Annotated in this window: 17 protein-coding genes; 2 read left to right on the top strand and 15 right to left on the bottom strand. The window is 47.7% G+C overall.

Annotated features, from left to right (window positions below):
- Window positions 1–66: 66 nt before the first annotated feature.
- The 5 genes from lanM to DXC51_RS17260 form a co-directional block, all read right to left on the bottom strand.
- Entirely contained in the window at window positions 67–2,970 is a 2,904-nt protein-coding gene (lanM, locus tag DXC51_RS17245; RefSeq protein WP_117545021.1) for a type 2 lanthipeptide synthetase LanM, read from the bottom strand.
- 99 nt (window positions 2,971–3,069) lie between these two features.
- Complete coding sequence (locus DXC51_RS29565; protein ID WP_180998197.1) at window positions 3,070–3,213, bottom strand: hypothetical protein; 144 nt, start codon at window positions 3,211–3,213, stop codon at window positions 3,070–3,072.
- Between the two features lie 13 nt (window positions 3,214–3,226).
- Window positions 3,227–4,537, bottom strand: a complete 1,311-nt coding sequence (locus DXC51_RS17250) for a sensor histidine kinase (RefSeq protein ID WP_117545022.1) — start codon at window positions 4,535–4,537, stop codon at window positions 3,227–3,229.
- Window positions 4,534–5,283, bottom strand: coding sequence for a LytR/AlgR family response regulator transcription factor (locus tag DXC51_RS17255; RefSeq protein ID WP_021636397.1), 750 nt, complete (start codon window positions 5,281–5,283; stop codon window positions 4,534–4,536). The genes DXC51_RS17250 and DXC51_RS17255 overlap by 4 nt, the downstream gene beginning before the upstream one ends.
- A gap of 180 nt (window positions 5,284–5,463) precedes the next feature.
- A complete protein-coding gene (locus tag DXC51_RS17260; protein ID WP_021636398.1) occupies window positions 5,464–6,090 on the bottom strand; it encodes a cell wall hydrolase in 627 nt (208 codons plus the stop codon).
- A 251-nt stretch (window positions 6,091–6,341) separates the two neighbouring features.
- On the opposite strand from DXC51_RS17260, the gene DXC51_RS17265 reads away from it, so the two are divergent.
- The gene (locus DXC51_RS17265) at window positions 6,342–7,382 is read left to right on the top strand and encodes an FAD:protein FMN transferase (RefSeq protein ID WP_025491043.1); all 1,041 of its coding nucleotides are present in this window, start codon (window positions 6,342–6,344) and stop codon (window positions 7,380–7,382) included.
- Here the strand turns inward: DXC51_RS17265 and DXC51_RS17270 are convergent.
- The 4 genes from DXC51_RS17270 to DXC51_RS29570 all read right to left on the bottom strand — a co-directional run bounded on the left by DXC51_RS17270 (window position 7,351) and on the right by DXC51_RS29570 (window position 10,825).
- Window positions 7,351–8,196, bottom strand: coding sequence for a DUF368 domain-containing protein (locus DXC51_RS17270; RefSeq protein ID WP_025491042.1), 846 nt, complete (start codon window positions 8,194–8,196; stop codon window positions 7,351–7,353). The two genes, DXC51_RS17265 and DXC51_RS17270, sit on opposite strands and share 32 nt — an antisense overlap.
- 14 nt (window positions 8,197–8,210) lie before the next feature.
- On the bottom strand, window positions 8,211–8,885 hold the full coding sequence (locus DXC51_RS17275; RefSeq protein ID WP_117545068.1) for a potassium channel family protein: 675 nt from the start codon (window positions 8,883–8,885) through the stop codon (window positions 8,211–8,213).
- Between the two features lie 64 nt (window positions 8,886–8,949).
- Window positions 8,950–10,263: a TrkH family potassium uptake protein gene (locus DXC51_RS17280; RefSeq protein WP_044916182.1), complete on the bottom strand. Its 1,314-nt coding sequence runs from the start codon at window positions 10,261–10,263 to the stop codon at window positions 8,950–8,952.
- A 388-nt stretch (window positions 10,264–10,651) separates the two neighbouring features.
- On the bottom strand, window positions 10,652–10,825 hold the full coding sequence (locus DXC51_RS29570) for a hypothetical protein (protein ID WP_154463381.1): 174 nt from the start codon (window positions 10,823–10,825) through the stop codon (window positions 10,652–10,654).
- 133 nt (window positions 10,826–10,958) lie between these two features.
- On the opposite strand from DXC51_RS29570, the gene DXC51_RS29575 reads away from it, so the two are divergent.
- Window positions 10,959–11,135 carry a hypothetical protein gene (locus DXC51_RS29575; protein WP_155858276.1) on the top strand — a complete coding sequence of 59 codons (177 nt, stop codon included), beginning with the start codon at window positions 10,959–10,961 and terminating at the stop codon, window positions 11,133–11,135.
- Here the strand turns inward: DXC51_RS29575 and DXC51_RS17285 are convergent.
- The 6 genes from DXC51_RS17285 to DXC51_RS17310 are packed head-to-tail and all read right to left on the bottom strand — an operon-like array spanning window position 11,132 to window position 15,924.
- Entirely contained in the window at window positions 11,132–12,154 is a 1,023-nt protein-coding gene (locus DXC51_RS17285; protein WP_025491038.1) for an aldo/keto reductase, read from the bottom strand. The two genes, DXC51_RS29575 and DXC51_RS17285, sit on opposite strands and share 4 nt — an antisense overlap.
- A gap of 53 nt (window positions 12,155–12,207) precedes the next feature.
- Entirely contained in the window at window positions 12,208–13,026 is an 819-nt protein-coding gene (locus tag DXC51_RS17290) for an RnfABCDGE type electron transport complex subunit B (protein WP_025491037.1), read from the bottom strand.
- A 12-nt stretch (window positions 13,027–13,038) separates the two neighbouring features.
- Complete coding sequence (rsxA, locus tag DXC51_RS17295) at window positions 13,039–13,620, bottom strand: electron transport complex subunit RsxA (protein WP_025491036.1); 582 nt, start codon at window positions 13,618–13,620, stop codon at window positions 13,039–13,041.
- Between the two features lie 12 nt (window positions 13,621–13,632).
- Window positions 13,633–14,388 (bottom strand): electron transport complex subunit RsxE, encoded by a 756-nt coding sequence (rsxE, locus tag DXC51_RS17300; RefSeq protein WP_025491035.1) that lies wholly within the window; start codon window positions 14,386–14,388, stop codon window positions 13,633–13,635.
- A complete protein-coding gene (locus DXC51_RS17305; protein ID WP_021636410.1) occupies window positions 14,381–14,995 on the bottom strand; it encodes an RnfABCDGE type electron transport complex subunit G in 615 nt (204 codons plus the stop codon). Before DXC51_RS17305 ends, rsxE begins: the two co-directional genes overlap by 8 nt.
- Entirely contained in the window at window positions 14,992–15,924 is a 933-nt protein-coding gene (locus tag DXC51_RS17310) for an RnfABCDGE type electron transport complex subunit D (RefSeq protein WP_021636411.1), read from the bottom strand. The genes DXC51_RS17305 and DXC51_RS17310 overlap by 4 nt, the downstream gene beginning before the upstream one ends.
- Window positions 15,925–15,926: the final 2 nt, after the last annotated feature.

Below are 15,926 nucleotides of genomic sequence, written 5' to 3' on the forward strand. Positions count from 1 at the left end.
CAATCCGTTTCTGACACACTTTTGTATTTCTCAGAAAGACATTTCCCCGGTTTTGTTTTTCATAATTCAGATTCCACACACCAGAATATCCGGAAGCGTTGTAAATCCGGCCAGCTTCAGGCAGGCATAGCCAATGCCGGACATACCGCTCATTAAACCTCTGGCGTATTTTTCCTGAGGCATAAGACGCCCCTTCTCCAGTTCCTCCAAAGCTGCCCCGGAAAGAGCATTCTTCACCTGCGCAAGCTGTTCTGACGGAAACGTTTTCCCATAGCGCTCAAGAAGGAGAAGCATTCCCATATTTCCATGGCATAAACACATCCCTTTTCTTCTTCGAAGCGCCAGAAAGCCATGCTCCGCCAGTCGTAAGTCCTCTTCCATCACTTCCTTCAGCTTCCCGTCCACGTAGGGCAGACAGGCAAGCCGTGCCGCGGCAATACCGCCGAAGCCATGACACCAGGCTCCCGCCTGCCAGCGCCCTTCGCCCTCTTCCTGACGCAGATCCGCCCAGTTATGCCATTTTTCACCGTAAAGGCTGCGTTCATAGGCGAGAGCTTCCGACAGGACAGGTTCATATTCCGTACTTTTCAGCAGATAGTCAAGTTTTGCCAGCCCCGGCAGAAAACCGCTGCCGCCGTGGGACATTCCGGCCAGTGCAGCCTGGGATGCCCGGTTAGGCCAGCCTCCCCCTTTTTCCTGCTTTTGGACATTGGCAGTGAGGATATCCGCAGCCCTGCGGGCAAGCCGCAGATACGCTTCCGAAGAGGTAAGCTCATACATGCCGCACAGAACCAGGACCGCTCCGGCATTTCCATATACCAGATCGTAAACGGTATCCTTCTCTATCAGCTCCGGCAGCAACTGGCTGTGTTTTTCAGCATATTCCAGAAAAACCATTTCTCCTGTTATCCGATACATTGCCTGATATGCATAACATATGGAAGCTTCTCCGCAGAAAGCGCCCGTACTCTCCGACGCCAGGTTCCTTCTGTCCTCCAGGCAGCGGTTTGTATAATGAAAAAGAGTATTTCGCACCGCCCGGCACAGTTCTTCCTGTTTTCCGCATGCTTTATTAACCGCATGAAGAAATACGGCAATTCCTGCGGTTCCGTTATAGAGATAATAATCCCCCTGCGAAAGCCGGATTCCTTCTTCCTTCACACCTGCCAGAACCGGTTCTATCCAGTTCACATGCTCTCTTTTTTCGTCCCATAGGGCAGCCTGCCCAATCTGCTCCGCTATTTCCAATGCTTTTTCATAAAACCTTCGCTCCCTGTCCCTGCCAGGCGCTATCTGCACCGGGAGGGAGACATAAGAATTGATGAAGTCCGTTTTGTCATAGCCTGACAAATCCATCGACAGCCCGATGATTTGTTCCTGCCTGACAAGCTCTTCCGTGCACAGCCTGTCCGCTCTGTTTTTAAGACAATCTATGAAGGACAGGGGAAAATAGTCCGGCAATTCCTCTCCTCTTGAGGCAAAAAGGGCGCAGCTGTCAGGCCTTGTAAAATAATAAGGAATATCGCCCTCCTGCAAATCCCGGATCCCATATTCCACTGCCTTCTTTTCCGTCCCGGTCAGCGCCGTCTTTCCTGCATACAGGTTCTCGAAAAGCTTCCTTTGGTTCTCTTCCTTCTGCAAAACCATGGGATGGCTGCTGCCGGATAAAAGAGTGGCATACCTCTGCGTATTGTCCAGGAGCACACGGACTCTGCAGTCCCGGATTTCCTCCATAATTTTCTGAACCATTTTGTTTTTATCTTTCAAAAACATCAGGCCGGCTTCCCGAAATCCTGAAATAATGGCAGATTTATAGGCAGTCGGGGATATTTTGTTTCCACTCAGCACCACCTGATTTTTTCCTGCGGGCATCTGTGGATTTTCATATGCGATTTTCATATCGGAGGTTTTGTCATTGATCACCCTGGCCACTTTTATTGCCGCTTTTTGACCTTCCCCCGCATTCAGCACATTTACATGCGTCTGCCTCGCCGGGTCAGGAAGAATTCCGCTGTACAGTACGGAATAACTTTCTGTGGAATAATTCTCTGCAGGCCCCTTTTTCCCTCCGGCCGTTGTGCAAAGCACCTCCGTATCCACAGGAACCGGATATTCTCCATGAGCTATCATGTTCTCATAGTGCATATCTCCCGTCCCCAGTAAAAAGCTTAGAAAAACACAGACGCCCAGACGCCTGAAATACCGTTCTGTCTGAGACGGCTGCGTACACTCCTGTGGGGAAACCCATTCGATCCAGGCATATTCCTCACGAAGAACCATGCCATAGGTATAACCTTCCAACTGTATTCCTTCATAAAAATAATTAAGCAGATTGAGAAATGCCTTTTCCGTTTTGGCATTGCGTGGTTTATACAGGAAAGTATCTCCCTGATCCGTTTCTATTTTCAACACACATTTCCCATTACAGTGGCAATCCGCTGCCATATCTTGAATCCCTGTGACGTTTCCCATGGGTCTGCCGTGAAGTATGTTTTTTTCAATTTCTTTCCGATCCGTTTCCAGACGGGTTCGCATTTCGCTTAGAAAAGCCGCGGATTGGCTGATGGTCCTTCTGATATTTTCCGCCAGAAGGGGGTATACTTCAAAAAGCTCTTCCCGCAGTTCCTTTCTGCCAAGAATCTGTTCGTTAAAAAACTGATATTCTTCACTGCTACTGCCTCCTTCCAACTTTCCGGCGGCTTTGTACATGCTCATTTCTACTATGAGGGTGCGGACGCAGACGGCGTGGAGACGGGATAAGATTAGCTCGGACATTCCCGGACAGAAAAGAGTGTCTGGATTTTCCGAACGGGTATGAATGGATAGAGCCTGGAGATATTCTTGTTTGGCAGCGGCCAGGAAAGGGAGATAGAAGGTTCCGAAAGTGTAATTTTTAGCTAAAGTAATTTCAAAAGATAATAATCTATTTATAAATCCATCTTGTTCTATTGAGAGTAATTTTTTGTTCATTTTATGTTATTCCTTAATTTTCAATTTAGATTTCATATATCTCTATAAAAAACAATGAGAAAAGGCAAGATGTTTTGAAAACATCTTGCCTTTTTGTTCTTAGCAGCAGAAAATAGAAAGAAAACCTGTTGAAGCAGTTACTGCAGGGGCTTCAAAACCGTCTAACTCCATTTTTTCATTTTCTTTCACCTCATAGAAAAGATCTCCTGCATTTTCCATAAAGTTTTCTCTGTTTTTCTCCATTTCTTTCTCCTCCTTAAATAAATAGTGATATATTAACAATAAATATATCCTTTACACATTCGTATTCTAACACTCCGTTATATTTATCAACAGCATAACGTATACTTTCTAGTCCTAGCCCATGAAGGCCTGTTTCATTTTTACTACTTCGGAGCTTTCCTTCCGAAAGCTCTAAAACTCCGTTATAAGTGTTAGAAACTTTAATAAATATAGCACAATCATTTTGGCTAATACTAACCTTAATCCAGCTTTTACCTTCTGTAACTTTACTACAAGCTTCAATGGCATTATCCAACAAATTGGCAAGTATAGAACACCAATCTATATCTTGGATGCAATTTACTTCCAACTTGTCCGTATGAATATCAATTTCAATGTTATGATTATGTGCTTTTTCTATTTTATCATTTAGTATTATATCTACTATATGATTATTTGTAAACTTTTTATGTTCCAAATCTTTAATTGGTTCAGTTATTTTACTTATGTATTCTTCTGCTCTAACCAAATCCCTATCCGCTAATAATAAGGACAATACAGATAAATGATTTTTCATATCATGATAAATACGATCTCTTTTCTGATATAATAAACACATATCCTGATAGTTCTTTTCGATCATTGTATTTTGATTATTTATTAGTTTTAGTTCATTCATTTTTTCTGTATACATTATAAAGATCACAATAATAATTAATATAAGAACTATAAGCATTGGAAATAACACAAAATACATATCAGTTTTAACATCATCTCTAAATCTTGGGTAAAATACCTTTTCACAATAAAATAAACCCAAATATTCAATAATGACAAACCCAGTAAACGTCAATTGATATTTAGGAAATATCGTACTAATTAAATGCTTTCGCTTAATTGTATAAATAACTATGGATACTACTAACAACCTACTAATTAGCATAACCATAATACGCTCTACGCTAATGCTAAACTGCACTCTATCAATAAAATTATTTCCCGAAAAAAGAGATTGACCAATGTAACCAAACAATATGTCTATGAAATAGATTGTTTCATAATATAAAACTATAACCAATAAAGCCCTGAAGAAAAAAAGTCTAAAAAAAATTTTAGTGCCCCAAAGAGAGATGATTATACAGAAAATCATATAATACCGAGAATACATCGACGTTCCTTCTCGCTGTATTACAGTTATCCCCCAAAGTAAAACTCCCGACAAAAACCACAAAATATTACTCCAGGCTTTATTGCTCCTCTTATCAAAGAACACCTGAAGTAAATAATATAGCCCGCAAATCTCCACGGCACAAAGCACACCCTGCGCAACTCTCAGCCAAATCACATCCTATCCCTCCAAAAATAATGGATAGCCTCTTTTACCTCTTTCATATGTGTTCTGCCAATCTGAAGCCGCTTTCCGTTTCTGAGCGTAATCTCTTTATTTTCGAGCTTTACAATATGCTTGATATTAACAATATAACCTCGCTCCACACAAAGGAACTCGCTGGAATCCAGCTGTATGTAGACCTCCTGGAGTGACTTGCGTACCGGAACTTCCCTGTCAATTAAGACGAAAACTGCATTTTTATTATTTTTGTAAACATATATTATTTCCTGATACTCTATCCGTTCAAATCGGGAATTAGTTTCAACAAAATAATATTTTTCTACTTTCTTTTGCATTTCCCCCAAAATCCCCAGAAGAGTCGCCTCCAGCTTCTCTTCCAGGAGATTCTTTGGGATATAGGAAAAAGCTTTTACCTCATACCCTTCCACGGCATATTGTAGATATGAGGTAATGAAAATCAGATAAGTCGCCTGTGCAGCTTCCCGGATTTTTCGCGCAAGTTCCAGGCCGTTCATTTGTGGCATTTCGATGTCCAGAAAACAGATATCATATTGAAATCCTTCTTCCAGATCAAAATAAAAAACCTCCGGGTTAGGGAAAAGTCTGACCTCGCACAAAACATTTTTGCCATCAAAGAACGTGTGCACTTTTTTACGCAGAAGCAGAAGAAAGTCGGTATTGTCATCAACCAAAGCTATTTTCAACAAATCCTCTGCCCCCCTATCTGGTTTCGCATTCATTATACCTGCTTATTCTGGAAAAAGATTCCTTTGTCCTCCAATGGCACTTTTTTGACCTCAAACGGCATACATAACGGTTATAATTATATACGATTTCAATTTAAAAGGAAATATTTATCTTATTTTTTTAGAAAAACCTCATATTTTTCGGCCGCAGTCCATTACATCCCAATTTCCGCCTCAGCTTCCAAAAAATTCATGCCCGCCGTAAGCAAACAGCCATGTCAGGTGATTATCAAACCACTGCATCCGATCCGGCGCCACGGCACGCCGCGCGACAAAATACAATGCGCCCTGGGAGATATCTTCCCCGTAAACAGCTCGTTCCACGGCACGCCGGGTTTCCTCGCTCACCCTCACCCTGTTGATTCTGCCGTCGCTGACCGGGGAAAACTGGCAGACACCGAACTCCTTCTGATAGACCACTCCGGTCACCGTGTCGGGGAAAATATTGCTGTTGACCCTGTTTAAAACAACGTTGGCAACAAGAAGCTTGCCGTTCTCATCCTCACCGCCGGCCTCCGCCTCCACAATTTTCAAAAGCGCTTCATAATCCGCATCGTTTAACTGGTAAACCGGCTTTTTCTCCAAAACGCCGCAGTGGATAACCCGCTGATCCGAGGAAGCCGCCTGCACCACAGTACTGACGCTTGTCTCCTGAAAGTCGGCGATATCTTCCATAACAGACGCCCTGAAGGCCTGCCTGGAGGCAATGGTATTTATCTCCACACCGCGCACACACAGCCACGCTGTAACCACAAGCAAATTGGACAATAATAAAACCAGCCCGTATTTTTTATACTGCATCTATGAATACACCATACCTTTCTGCTGTTTTAGCCTGAAACGTAATCATTTTGTAATACTTATTCAATACTATATTCATATTTTATACAGCAGGTACGCAAAATATATCTGTTTTAAGACAAGTTTTCAAACCCGGAAAGGATTTGTCCCGCTTAGGAAAACATGTTATAATGATCGGCATAAAGAAAAAGCCGTATTTACGGCATTTCCGGGACATCCATTAATTATTCCGGAAGAAAAAGAGGTTCTTCATGAAGCATCGCATATTTCGTCATAATAAAATAATTTCTGCTCTTTTACTTGTTTTTCTGCTTTCAGGCGCTTTCTTAAGCGGATGCGGCCGGGAAAGTGTTCCTTATTCAGAATCCGGTTTTTATTTCAATACGGTCATTACGATAACGGTTTACCGAAGCAAAGATGCCCGGGTACTTAAGGACTGCCTGCTGCTGTGTGATGATTACGAAAAAAAGCTGAGCCGAACGCTTCAGGGCAGCGATATCTACCGCCTTAACCACAGCGGCGGCGTTCCCGTCACGGTATCTGAGGATACGGCTTACCTCCTGGGACAGGCCTGCAAATTTGCCGAATTAAGCGGAGGCAGAATCGATCCCACCGTTGCCCCTCTGATGGATTTGTGGGATTTTACCGGTCAGGCCGCGGACAAAAACGCACAAAAAAAGATACCGGCGGCTGCCGATATCCAGGCTCTTCTTCCTCATATTAATTATAAAAATATCCTCATCGACGGAAATACAGTCACGTTAACCGATCCGCAGACCCAGGTGGATCTGGGGTTCATTGCAAAGGGATTTATCGCGGATCGCTTAAAGGAAAGTCTGTTGGAAAAAGGGGTGGAAAGCGCCCTGATCAATCTTGGCGGCAATATTCTGGCCGTAGGCAGCAAACCGGACGGCTCTCCCTTTGAAATCGGCGTGCGCAAACCCTTCGATACGCAGAATACAGCGCTGACCACCCTTTCCCTCTCAGATCGCTCCCTGGTTTCCTCCGGTGTTTATGAAAGGTATTTTGAAAAGGACGGTAAACGCTACCATCATCTTCTGGATCCCTTTACCGGCTATCCTGTGGAAAACGGGCTGCTGGGCGTCACCATCCTGTCCTCCTCTTCCATGGAGGGCGACGCGCTTAGCACCACCGCCTTTGTCCTGGGGCCGGAGGAAGGAATGGCCCTGATAGAATCCCTTCCTGATACGGAAGCTGTTTTTATTACGGAGGATTACAAGCTGCATTACAGCAGCGGCCTCAGCGGGAAGCAGTCTGCACAGAACCCCTGATTTCCTTTTCCGAAATGAAATAAATAATTAAAAAGCCTGCCGCCAGCATCAGAAGGCAGGTCAGCCATTCCCTTCCTCCCGGCAGGCCGGGAAACACCTGTGCCATAGAGGCCGCCATGAAGCCGAGAATACAAAGATAAGCAGGTCCCGGGAATCTTGCCATGGCGCACTCAAGCAGCCTGGTGGAAACGATAACCCCAATGGCCAGCCCCAGCCCTACCGGAATCAGGTACGGCAGATGCAGCTGCGTGATCGCTTTCATGACCGTGTCATACATTCCCATCAAAAGTAGCATATAGGAAACGCTGATGCCCGGAAGGACAAGGGCCACCGCCGCAATGACGCCGGCAAGTATGAGCATCAGATAGGAAGTAAGGCCTGCATTCATATCCGCCTGAAACGTGTCAGACGGCAACAGGGCAAACACCCCCACCACGCCGGCTCCCAACAGAAAAAACAGGATTTTCCCAAACCCTTTCCGTTCCCACTGCGCTTTTTTCAGTATCATGGGAACGCTGCCTCCCACGGCCCCTATAAAAAAATAAAGCATAGGCATCTCAAACCGTTCCATCAGGCTCAGGAGAGGTTTTGCGAAAAGGACCATCCCCATCCCGCCGCCGACGCAAAAGAGGGCAAGAAAGCAGAGACTTTCCTTTTTATGCTTCATAAAGGAGCTGACCGATGAAACCAGCCTGTCATAAATCCCCAGAATCATCGCCATGCTTCCGCCGCTGCAGCCGGGCACAAGCATGGTCCCTCCCACACAAATCCCCTTAATCACCGTAGTTATCATATTTTCCTGGCTACCCTGCATTCTGTTCCTCCAATCTATTTTTCTTTTTCAAACCGCGTGATATTTTCTTTTTTTCCAATGACCACCAATATTTCATCCCCTTTGAAAATGTAAGCCGGATCGACTTCCGTGTCTGTTTTTCCATTATGCTCCAAAGCAATGATATTTAAACCAAAGCTTCGCCGCAAATCCATTTCCAATACACTGCGTCCCGCAGATTTTTCCGTCAGGCGCACCTCTGCGATCTCCACGTTATTGTTCAGGGATATATTATCAAGTACGCTTCCGGTCAGCAGCCTCCTTGCCAGCCGGAGGGCCATGTCACGTTCCGGGTAAACGACCTCCGCCCCTATTTTTTCCAGTACCTCGCCCTGATCTGAACTAATCGCCTTGGCAATCACCCGCGGTACACCCAGATTCACTACATTCAGCGTGGTGAGTATGCAGGTGTCTATTTTTTCACCGATTCCCACGATCACAGTATCACAGTTCTGGATCCCGATTTCTTCCAGGACCTCTTTGCTCAGTTCATCCGCCACATAGGCGTTTTCCGTGTACTGGCGCAGCTCCTTCACCTTGCTTTCACTGCAGTCCACCACGATCACTTCTTCCCCTGCTTCCGCCAGTCTCCTGGCAAGTGCGGAACCAAACCTGCCCAGGCCTATTACCCCATAAGAAACCATATTTTCCGTGCCTTTTTTCTTATTCATTATTTTCATCCTTTCTGTCCCGCCGCCGCTGCGGCGTCATTCATTGCACAAAGCCGTTTTTACGTTATCCGATGGTAATGCCTTCTTCCGTGAATCTGGCGTTTGCCGTAGGTTTGAAGGTCCACAGGGATGCGATGGTCAGCGGCCCCAGCCTTCCGATAAACATGATAAGAATTATTACCAGCTTCCCGGCTGTTCCCAGATCCGGCGTTATTCCTGTTGACAGGCCAACGGTCCCAAATGCGGAGGTCACTTCAAACGCCAGCTGGAGAAACGTATATTCAGGTTCCAGCAGACACATGATAAAGGTTCCTGTGCCCACAACAATAGCGGATAAAAAAGTAATAATAAAAGCCTTGGAAATCACATCGGCCGGTATTTTACGTTTAAAAGCGCCTGCATACTGATTGGTCGCCGCGCTTCTGGCCGCCTGTATTAAAACAAAAAACGTACTTGTCTTAATGCCGCCGCCCGTTGATCCGGGCGATGCCCCGATAAACATCAGAATGATCAGGGTAAAAAGTCCCGCATCGGTAAAGCTTCCGATTGGATAGCTGGAAAAGCCGGCCGTCCTTGCGGATACGCTTTGGAAAAAAGCGCCCAGCCATGTAATATTTTCCGTAGCCTTCAGTGACAACATTCCGGCCGCAATCAAAAAAATGCTCATTACGATTACAATTTTGGAATGCAGGCACAGCTTTTTAAAGGAACGGCTCCTGAGCACATCCAGAATTACCAGGAATCCCAGCCCACCGAAAATAATAAGTCCGCTCGTGGTCAGGTTCAGCAGCACATTGCTCTGATAAGGAATCATGTTTTGCAGCCCGCCCAATATATCGAAGCCGGAATTATTAAAGGCAGCTACAGAATGAAACAGACTGATCCCCAGTGCTTCCAACGGCGGATAGTCGCGGATAAACACGACAAAGCTCAGAACCGCTCCTGCGCCCTCAAAGCAAAGCGTCATGAGAAGCACATTCTTTACCAGCCGCACCATTCCCTTTGATGTGTCCACATTCATCGCTTCCCTGACCAGCTTTCTGCCCTTCAGGCCAATCCGCTTGCCTGCCATAAGGATAAAGCCCACCCCTACGGAGGTGACTCCAAGGCCGCCAATCTGAATCAGCAACGCCACCACCGTCCTTCCGAACACCGTAAAATGATCCGCTGTGTCCACGGCAATCAGGCCGGTAACACATACCGCGCTGGTAGAGGTAAAAAGTGCATCAATGAAGCTGACATCTGCCCCTTCCCTTACGGATACCGGAAGCTTCAGAAGCAAAGCTCCCGCCAGAATCACCAGTGCAAAGCCCATGGCAATGATTCTGCCTGGCGGCTGGCCTTTTATGTAGCCTGTCGTTTTCCTGCAAAAAGACATAAAAAAACATAGCCTGCCCTTTTTTCTGCTGCGCAGGTTATGCCTCTCCGGTGCTTTTGCTGTTTTTACGGAATTGTCTTTTTCTGTACTGATTTGTCCTGTATCGGATTCTTCCTCCATGTTCTGCCTCTCCTTCTGCAGGACGTTTTTACATCTTGCGCCTGCAATTTTCTGTCCATGCCACCCCCGGCAGAGATCCGGCATCCGGCCGCTGCAGGCCGGTTTCAGCTTCTAATACTATTGTAATGCCGCCTTTCGCAAAATATGACGGAAAGCATCCGGAAGTGTGAGTAAATTATAGGAAAAGGAACTCAAACGGTCAATATGTAATGGGAAAACTTAATACTTTCTTAGCAGGGAAGCAGACTGCCGGCTTTTCAGTTACAGGTTATTTTTTCTTATGTGCTTGAATCACTTCCACCGCTTTCCTCAGATCCTCCATGGAAAAGTTCTCACATTCTTTTGACGGCGGATCCGCATAATACGGACATAATCGACAGCTGTCCTCCAGTGTACAACAGGCATTTGCTAATATCAGTTCCAATGCTTTATTCTTATCCATTTTTGGCTTCCTCCATAAATTTGACAGCCTGCTTCGTAAAGATATATTGGGTGTACCGTTTTCAATATTGTAAAATAAAACTAGCGAAATTGCATTGGCAATTATTGGTAATTCAGGAAGAGGCATTTAGCAAATGCAGGATAAAACGCTTAATAAAATGCAGGAAACCAAAATACAATTAAAAAACTGCCGCAGATCCGGCATCGGACTTTGGTCCTCCGGATTTGCGGCAGCTTTATTCCGCCTTTATTTTTGTAATTGTTCAGTACCTTTGCAGTTACATTTTTCTGTAGCTGCTGCCAGCCGCTAAATAGCCTTCCCCGCCAGAATTTCCTTATAATCCTTCAGGTTGCGTTCCAGCAGCGCAGGGGTGTCCAGATTGTACGGACATTTGCTCTTACACTTCCCGCAGTGCAGACAGTTTTCAATCTGCAGCATTTTTTCCTGCATTTCAGGCGTCAGCTGGGCTGCGGAGGGCGCTCTTCTTATCATCAGGGACATCCTCGCGCAGTTATTGATTTCAATGCCTGCCGGACAGGGCATGCAATAGCCGCAGCCGCGGCAGAACTCACCCTGAAGCTCCTGCCTGTCATGGCTGATGACCGCTTCCAGTTCTTCGGTGAGCGCCGGAGGATTCTCCACATAGCTGAGGAATTCATCCAGCTCGCTTTCCCTCTGTACCCCCCAGATGGGAAGCACATGGGCAAATTGGGCAAGATAGGCATATGCGGCGGCGGAATTATTAATCAGGCCGCCGGAAAGCGCCTTCATGGCAATAAAGCCCATATTTGTCTTCCTGCATTTTTCTACCAAATCCAGTTCCTGCTGCGCGGACAGATAGCTGAACGGGAACTGCAGGGTCTCATACAGGCCGCTGTTTATGGCTTCCTCCGCCACTGCCAGACGGTGGTTGGTAATGCCGATATGCCTGATTTTCCCCTGTTCCTTCGCTTCCAGCATGCATTCATAGAGGCCGCTCCCGTCACCCGGTCTGGGGCAGAAGGACGGATTATGGAACTGATACAGATCCAGATAATCCCTTCCCAGCGTAGTAAGGGAGGTCTGCAGATCCTTCCAAAAATCCTCCGGGGTTACCGCCGCGGTTTTAGATGCCACATACACCTTATCCCACATTCCCTGGAACGCCAGCCCCAGCTTATGTTCGCTGTCCGAATAGGCACGGGCCGTATCAAAAAAAGTAATTCCGTTCTCATAAGCCTTACGCAGCAGATGCACCGCTTCCTCATCGCTGATACGCTGGATGGGAAGCGCTCCAAAGCCGTTTTTATTCACGGTGATGCCTGTTTTTCCCAGTGTAACACTTTCCATTATTTTACTCCTCTTTCCTGTTCTGCGAAGTCCGCCATCCGGCGTCTTCACAATTATTCCTGCGTCTGTTCCCCGCTGCAGCGGACAATCACCTTCTTCGGGCACTTCTCCACACAGATGCCGCAGCCTGTACATTTGCTCTGGTCAATGGTGGCGTTGAAATTCTCCACCTTAATGGCGCCGGAAGGACAGTTCTTCTCACAGATACCGCAGCCGATACAGCCGGCCCGGCAGTCCTTCATCGTAATGGGGCCTTTATCGCCGGAGCTGCAGGCCGCCGCATATTTTGCCGAATAGGGAATCAGCGAAATCAGATTCTTGGGACATACGGAGATACATTTTCCGCAGGCCTTACAGGCCTCCCTGTCCACCTGCGCCACACCGTTAAAAATATGTATGGCATCAAAGGGGCAGACCTCCACGCAGCTTCCATAGCCAAGACAGCCGAAATTACAGGACTTGGCGCCGCCGTTTGGCACAAAGGAGAGCATGCGGCAGTCATGCAGGCCCACATAATCGTAATCCACCTTAATCTTGTCACGGGTTCCGCGGCACGCAACGAAAGCGACCATGCGCTCTCCCTCCTCCGCTTCCACACCCATGATTTCAGCAACCTTTTTCCCAACCTCAGCGCCGCCTACCGGACAGGCGTTTACAGGGGCCTTGCCCGACGCTATGGCCGCAGCCAGCCCCGCACAGCCGGGATATCCGCAGCCGCCGCAGTTATTTCCGGGCAGCTGTGCAAGGACAGCCTCTTCTTTTTCATTTACCTCTACCTTGAAAAGGATGGCGGCCCCTCCGAGGAAAAGGCCGATAAACAGCCCCACACCGCCTACGATTGCCGTAGCAATCAGAATACCTGAAATACTCACCGACTCCACCTCCTATTTAAGCGACAGGCCGGAAAAGCCGCAGAAGGCAATTGCCATAAGTCCCGCAGTAATCAGGACGATAGGCATTCCCCTGAAGGATTCCGGTACGTCATTATACGCCATCTTCTCGCGGATTCCCGCCAGAATGATAATGGCGATCGTGAAGCCAAGCGCCGTTGCAAAGCCGTTGACCGTCCCCGCCAGAATCCCGTAGTTCTTCTGGACGTTGGTCAGCGCCACACCCAGGACCGCACAGTTGGTGGTAATCAGGGGCAGGTATACACCCAGCGCGTTGTAGAGAGACACCATATATTTTTTCAGAAACATTTCCACGAACTGAACCAGCGCCGCAATGACCAGAATGAAAACAATGGTCTGCAGGTAAGTAATGTTTAACGGCGTGAGGACGAATTTATAGATGACGCCCGCCACCGCGCTGGACAGCGTAATTACAAAGATAACGGCAGTCCCCATGCCGGCCGCGGTTTCCACCTTTTTGGAAACGCCGAGGAAAGGGCACAAACCGAGGAACTGGCTGAGTACCACGTTGCTCACCAGTGAGGAACCGATTAATATAAGCAATAATTCTCGCAGCTGATCCAACATTTATTTTCCCTCCTCCTTTTTTCCCGCATCCGCGTCATAAAAACGGCGTGCACAGCCGGATTCTCCGCAGGCCATGCAGTCCTCGCTGCAGCCTGACTGAATCCTGGACATATCCTTGCCTTTCTTTTCCCCGTTAATCTTCACTTTATTCTGAATCGCCGTCAGCGCCGCCAGAACGAAGAATGCGCCGGGAGCCATAACAAAGATATTGATGGGCACGTAATGCTGCAGAATATCGGAGCCGAAGATTTCCGGCGCCTTGCTTCCCAGAATGGCGAAGCCGAAAAACTTGCCGGAGCCGAGGATCTCACGCACCAGACCGATGCAGGTGAGCGCCAGGGAAAAGCCCAAGCCCATTCCAATGCCGTCAAATAAAGACGGGAGTGGCCCGTTCTTGGAAGCATAGCTTTCCGCGCGGCCCAGAATGATACAGTTAACAACGATCAAAGGGATATAAATGCCCAGCGCATCATACAAAAACGGCACATACGCCTGCAGAAGCAGCTCTACCATGGTAACGAAGCTTGCCACGATTACGATAAAGGCGGGGATCCTCACTTTATCCGGTATAATTTTGCGAAGCAGCGATATCATCAGGTTGCTCAGCGCCAGCACCACCATTGTGGAGAGGCCCATGCCCAGCCCGTTTATTGCCGATGTGGTGACCGCCAGTGTGGGGCACATGCCCAGGGTCAGCACAAAGGTGGGATTTTCTTTTATAATTCCGTTATAGAGACGTTCGGTTGGCTTATTCATTGCCGCTGCCTCCTTTCAGTTCCGTCTGGAAATAATACAGTCCGGCGTTTACGCCGTTTGTGACCGCATTGGTCGTGATTGTGGCGCTGGTAATGGCGTCAATCTCGTTGTCCGCCGAAGCGCCGCCCTTGGTATAGACGTAGCTTTCCGCCTTTTTGCCTGCAAACTGAGGCTTCAATACCTCTTCCGCCTGCATGCCCAGGCCGGGAGTCTCGGAAATGGAGAGAATGGACATTCCGTTGAGCGTATTGTCCATGCGCACACCGATGGTGAACTTAATGTCTCCGCCGTAGCCCTCATGGCTGGTCACCGTAATCACGTATCCTAAAAGGCCGCCGTCCTTGTCATAGGCAGCGCAGTATTCGTTGATGCTCTCCTGGGTGAAGCCGCCCTCATTCAGCACAGCCTGCGCCGCTTCCTCGGAGAAGCCTTCCCCGTCTTCAAAATGATCCGCGTCCTGGAATACCTCCTGGCGCGCTTCCATCCTGGCTTTCTCCTCCTGCACCGCAATGGGCTCCTTCGTCACCTGGTAAACAAGACCCAGAAGCAGGCCGGAAACCAATGTAATCAGGAATAAAATTCCCGCATCCTTCAACATACTTTTCATGCCCGTTCTCCTCCTTTACCAAAAGCTTTGGGAAGAGTAAACCTCTCAATCAGGGGCACCAGCAGGTTCCCCAGGATAATCGCATAGGAAACACCCTCCGCGCTGGCGCTTAAAACCCTGAAAATACCGGTGAGCACGCCCAGCAGAATACCGTAAATATACTGCCCCTTCTTGGTCACCGGCCGCGTTACATAGTCTGTCGCCATGAAGAAAGCGCCCAGCATCAGGCCGCCGCCGGAAAGCTGTGCGGAAATATAGTATCTGTCAAGCCCATGGCCTCCGAAGAGTATCATGAAAACCACAAAGCTTACGATGTATGTACCGGGAATTCTCAAATCGATGATTTCCAGCCAGATCAGCAGACATGCGCCAATAACGATGCACAGCATGGAGGTCTCGCCGATGGTTCCCCCTGTCCTGCCGATTACCATATCCAGAACGTTGACGCTCTCTCCCGCTTTCACTGCGGCAAGCGGCGTAGCGCCGGTATAAGCGTCGCAGTTGAAATTGGTCATGATGGAGGCAAAGGAGATCAGCAGAAAGCATCTGGCTCCCAGAGCCGGGTTCATAAAGTTCTGCCCCAGGCCGCCGAACAGCATCTTCACAACGAGAATTGCAAATACGCCGCCGATGACGCCGATCCACCAGGGCACGCTCACCGGCAGGTTCAGCGCCAGCAGAAGCCCTGTCACCACAGCGGACAGATCCCCGATGGTGTTCTTCTTTTTCGTAATTTTTTCATATAAAAATTCTGTCAGTACCGTGGATGCGATGGTCACTGCAACAATCAGCAGCGCGCGGATACCGAAATTCCAGATGCCAAAGATCGTGGTGGGAAGCAGTGCCGCAATGACCGCAAGCATGATTCTGCCTGTGGAGTCTTTGGATCTGATATGCGGGTTGGATGATACCTTCATCAAGTCGCTCATTG

The organism is Eisenbergiella massiliensis, assembly GCF_003435485.1.

Coding starts and splice junctions, on each gene's coding strand:
- lanM (WP_117545021.1), bottom strand. CDS start 2,970: ATGAACAAAAAATTACTCTCAATAGAACAAGATGGATTTATAAATAGA.
- DXC51_RS29570 (WP_154463381.1), bottom strand. CDS start 10,825: ATGGATAAGAATAAAGCATTGGAACTGATATTAGCAAATGCCTGTTGT.
- DXC51_RS17275 (WP_117545068.1), bottom strand. CDS start 8,885: ATGAATAAGAAAAAAGGCACGGAAAATATGGTTTCTTATGGGGTAATA.
- DXC51_RS17305 (WP_021636410.1), bottom strand. CDS start 14,995: ATGAAAAGTATGTTGAAGGATGCGGGAATTTTATTCCTGATTACATTG.
- DXC51_RS17280 (WP_044916182.1), bottom strand. CDS start 10,263: ATGTCTTTTTGCAGGAAAACGACAGGCTACATAAAAGGCCAGCCGCCA.
- DXC51_RS29565 (WP_180998197.1), bottom strand. CDS start 3,213: ATGGAGAAAAACAGAGAAAACTTTATGGAAAATGCAGGAGATCTTTTC.
- DXC51_RS17285 (WP_025491038.1), bottom strand. CDS start 12,154: ATGGAAAGTGTTACACTGGGAAAAACAGGCATCACCGTGAATAAAAAC.
- DXC51_RS17310 (WP_021636411.1), bottom strand. CDS start 15,924: ATGAGCGACTTGATGAAGGTATCATCCAACCCGCATATCAGATCCAAA.
- DXC51_RS17255 (WP_021636397.1), bottom strand. CDS start 5,283: ATGAATGCGAAACCAGATAGGGGGGCAGAGGATTTGTTGAAAATAGCT.
- rsxE (WP_025491035.1), bottom strand. CDS start 14,388: ATGAATAAGCCAACCGAACGTCTCTATAACGGAATTATAAAAGAAAAT.
- DXC51_RS17265 (WP_025491043.1), top strand. CDS start 6,342: ATGAAGCATCGCATATTTCGTCATAATAAAATAATTTCTGCTCTTTTA.
- DXC51_RS17260 (WP_021636398.1), bottom strand. CDS start 6,090: ATGCAGTATAAAAAATACGGGCTGGTTTTATTATTGTCCAATTTGCTT.
- DXC51_RS17270 (WP_025491042.1), bottom strand. CDS start 8,196: ATGCAGGGTAGCCAGGAAAATATGATAACTACGGTGATTAAGGGGATT.
- DXC51_RS29575 (WP_155858276.1), top strand. CDS start 10,959: ATGCAGGATAAAACGCTTAATAAAATGCAGGAAACCAAAATACAATTA.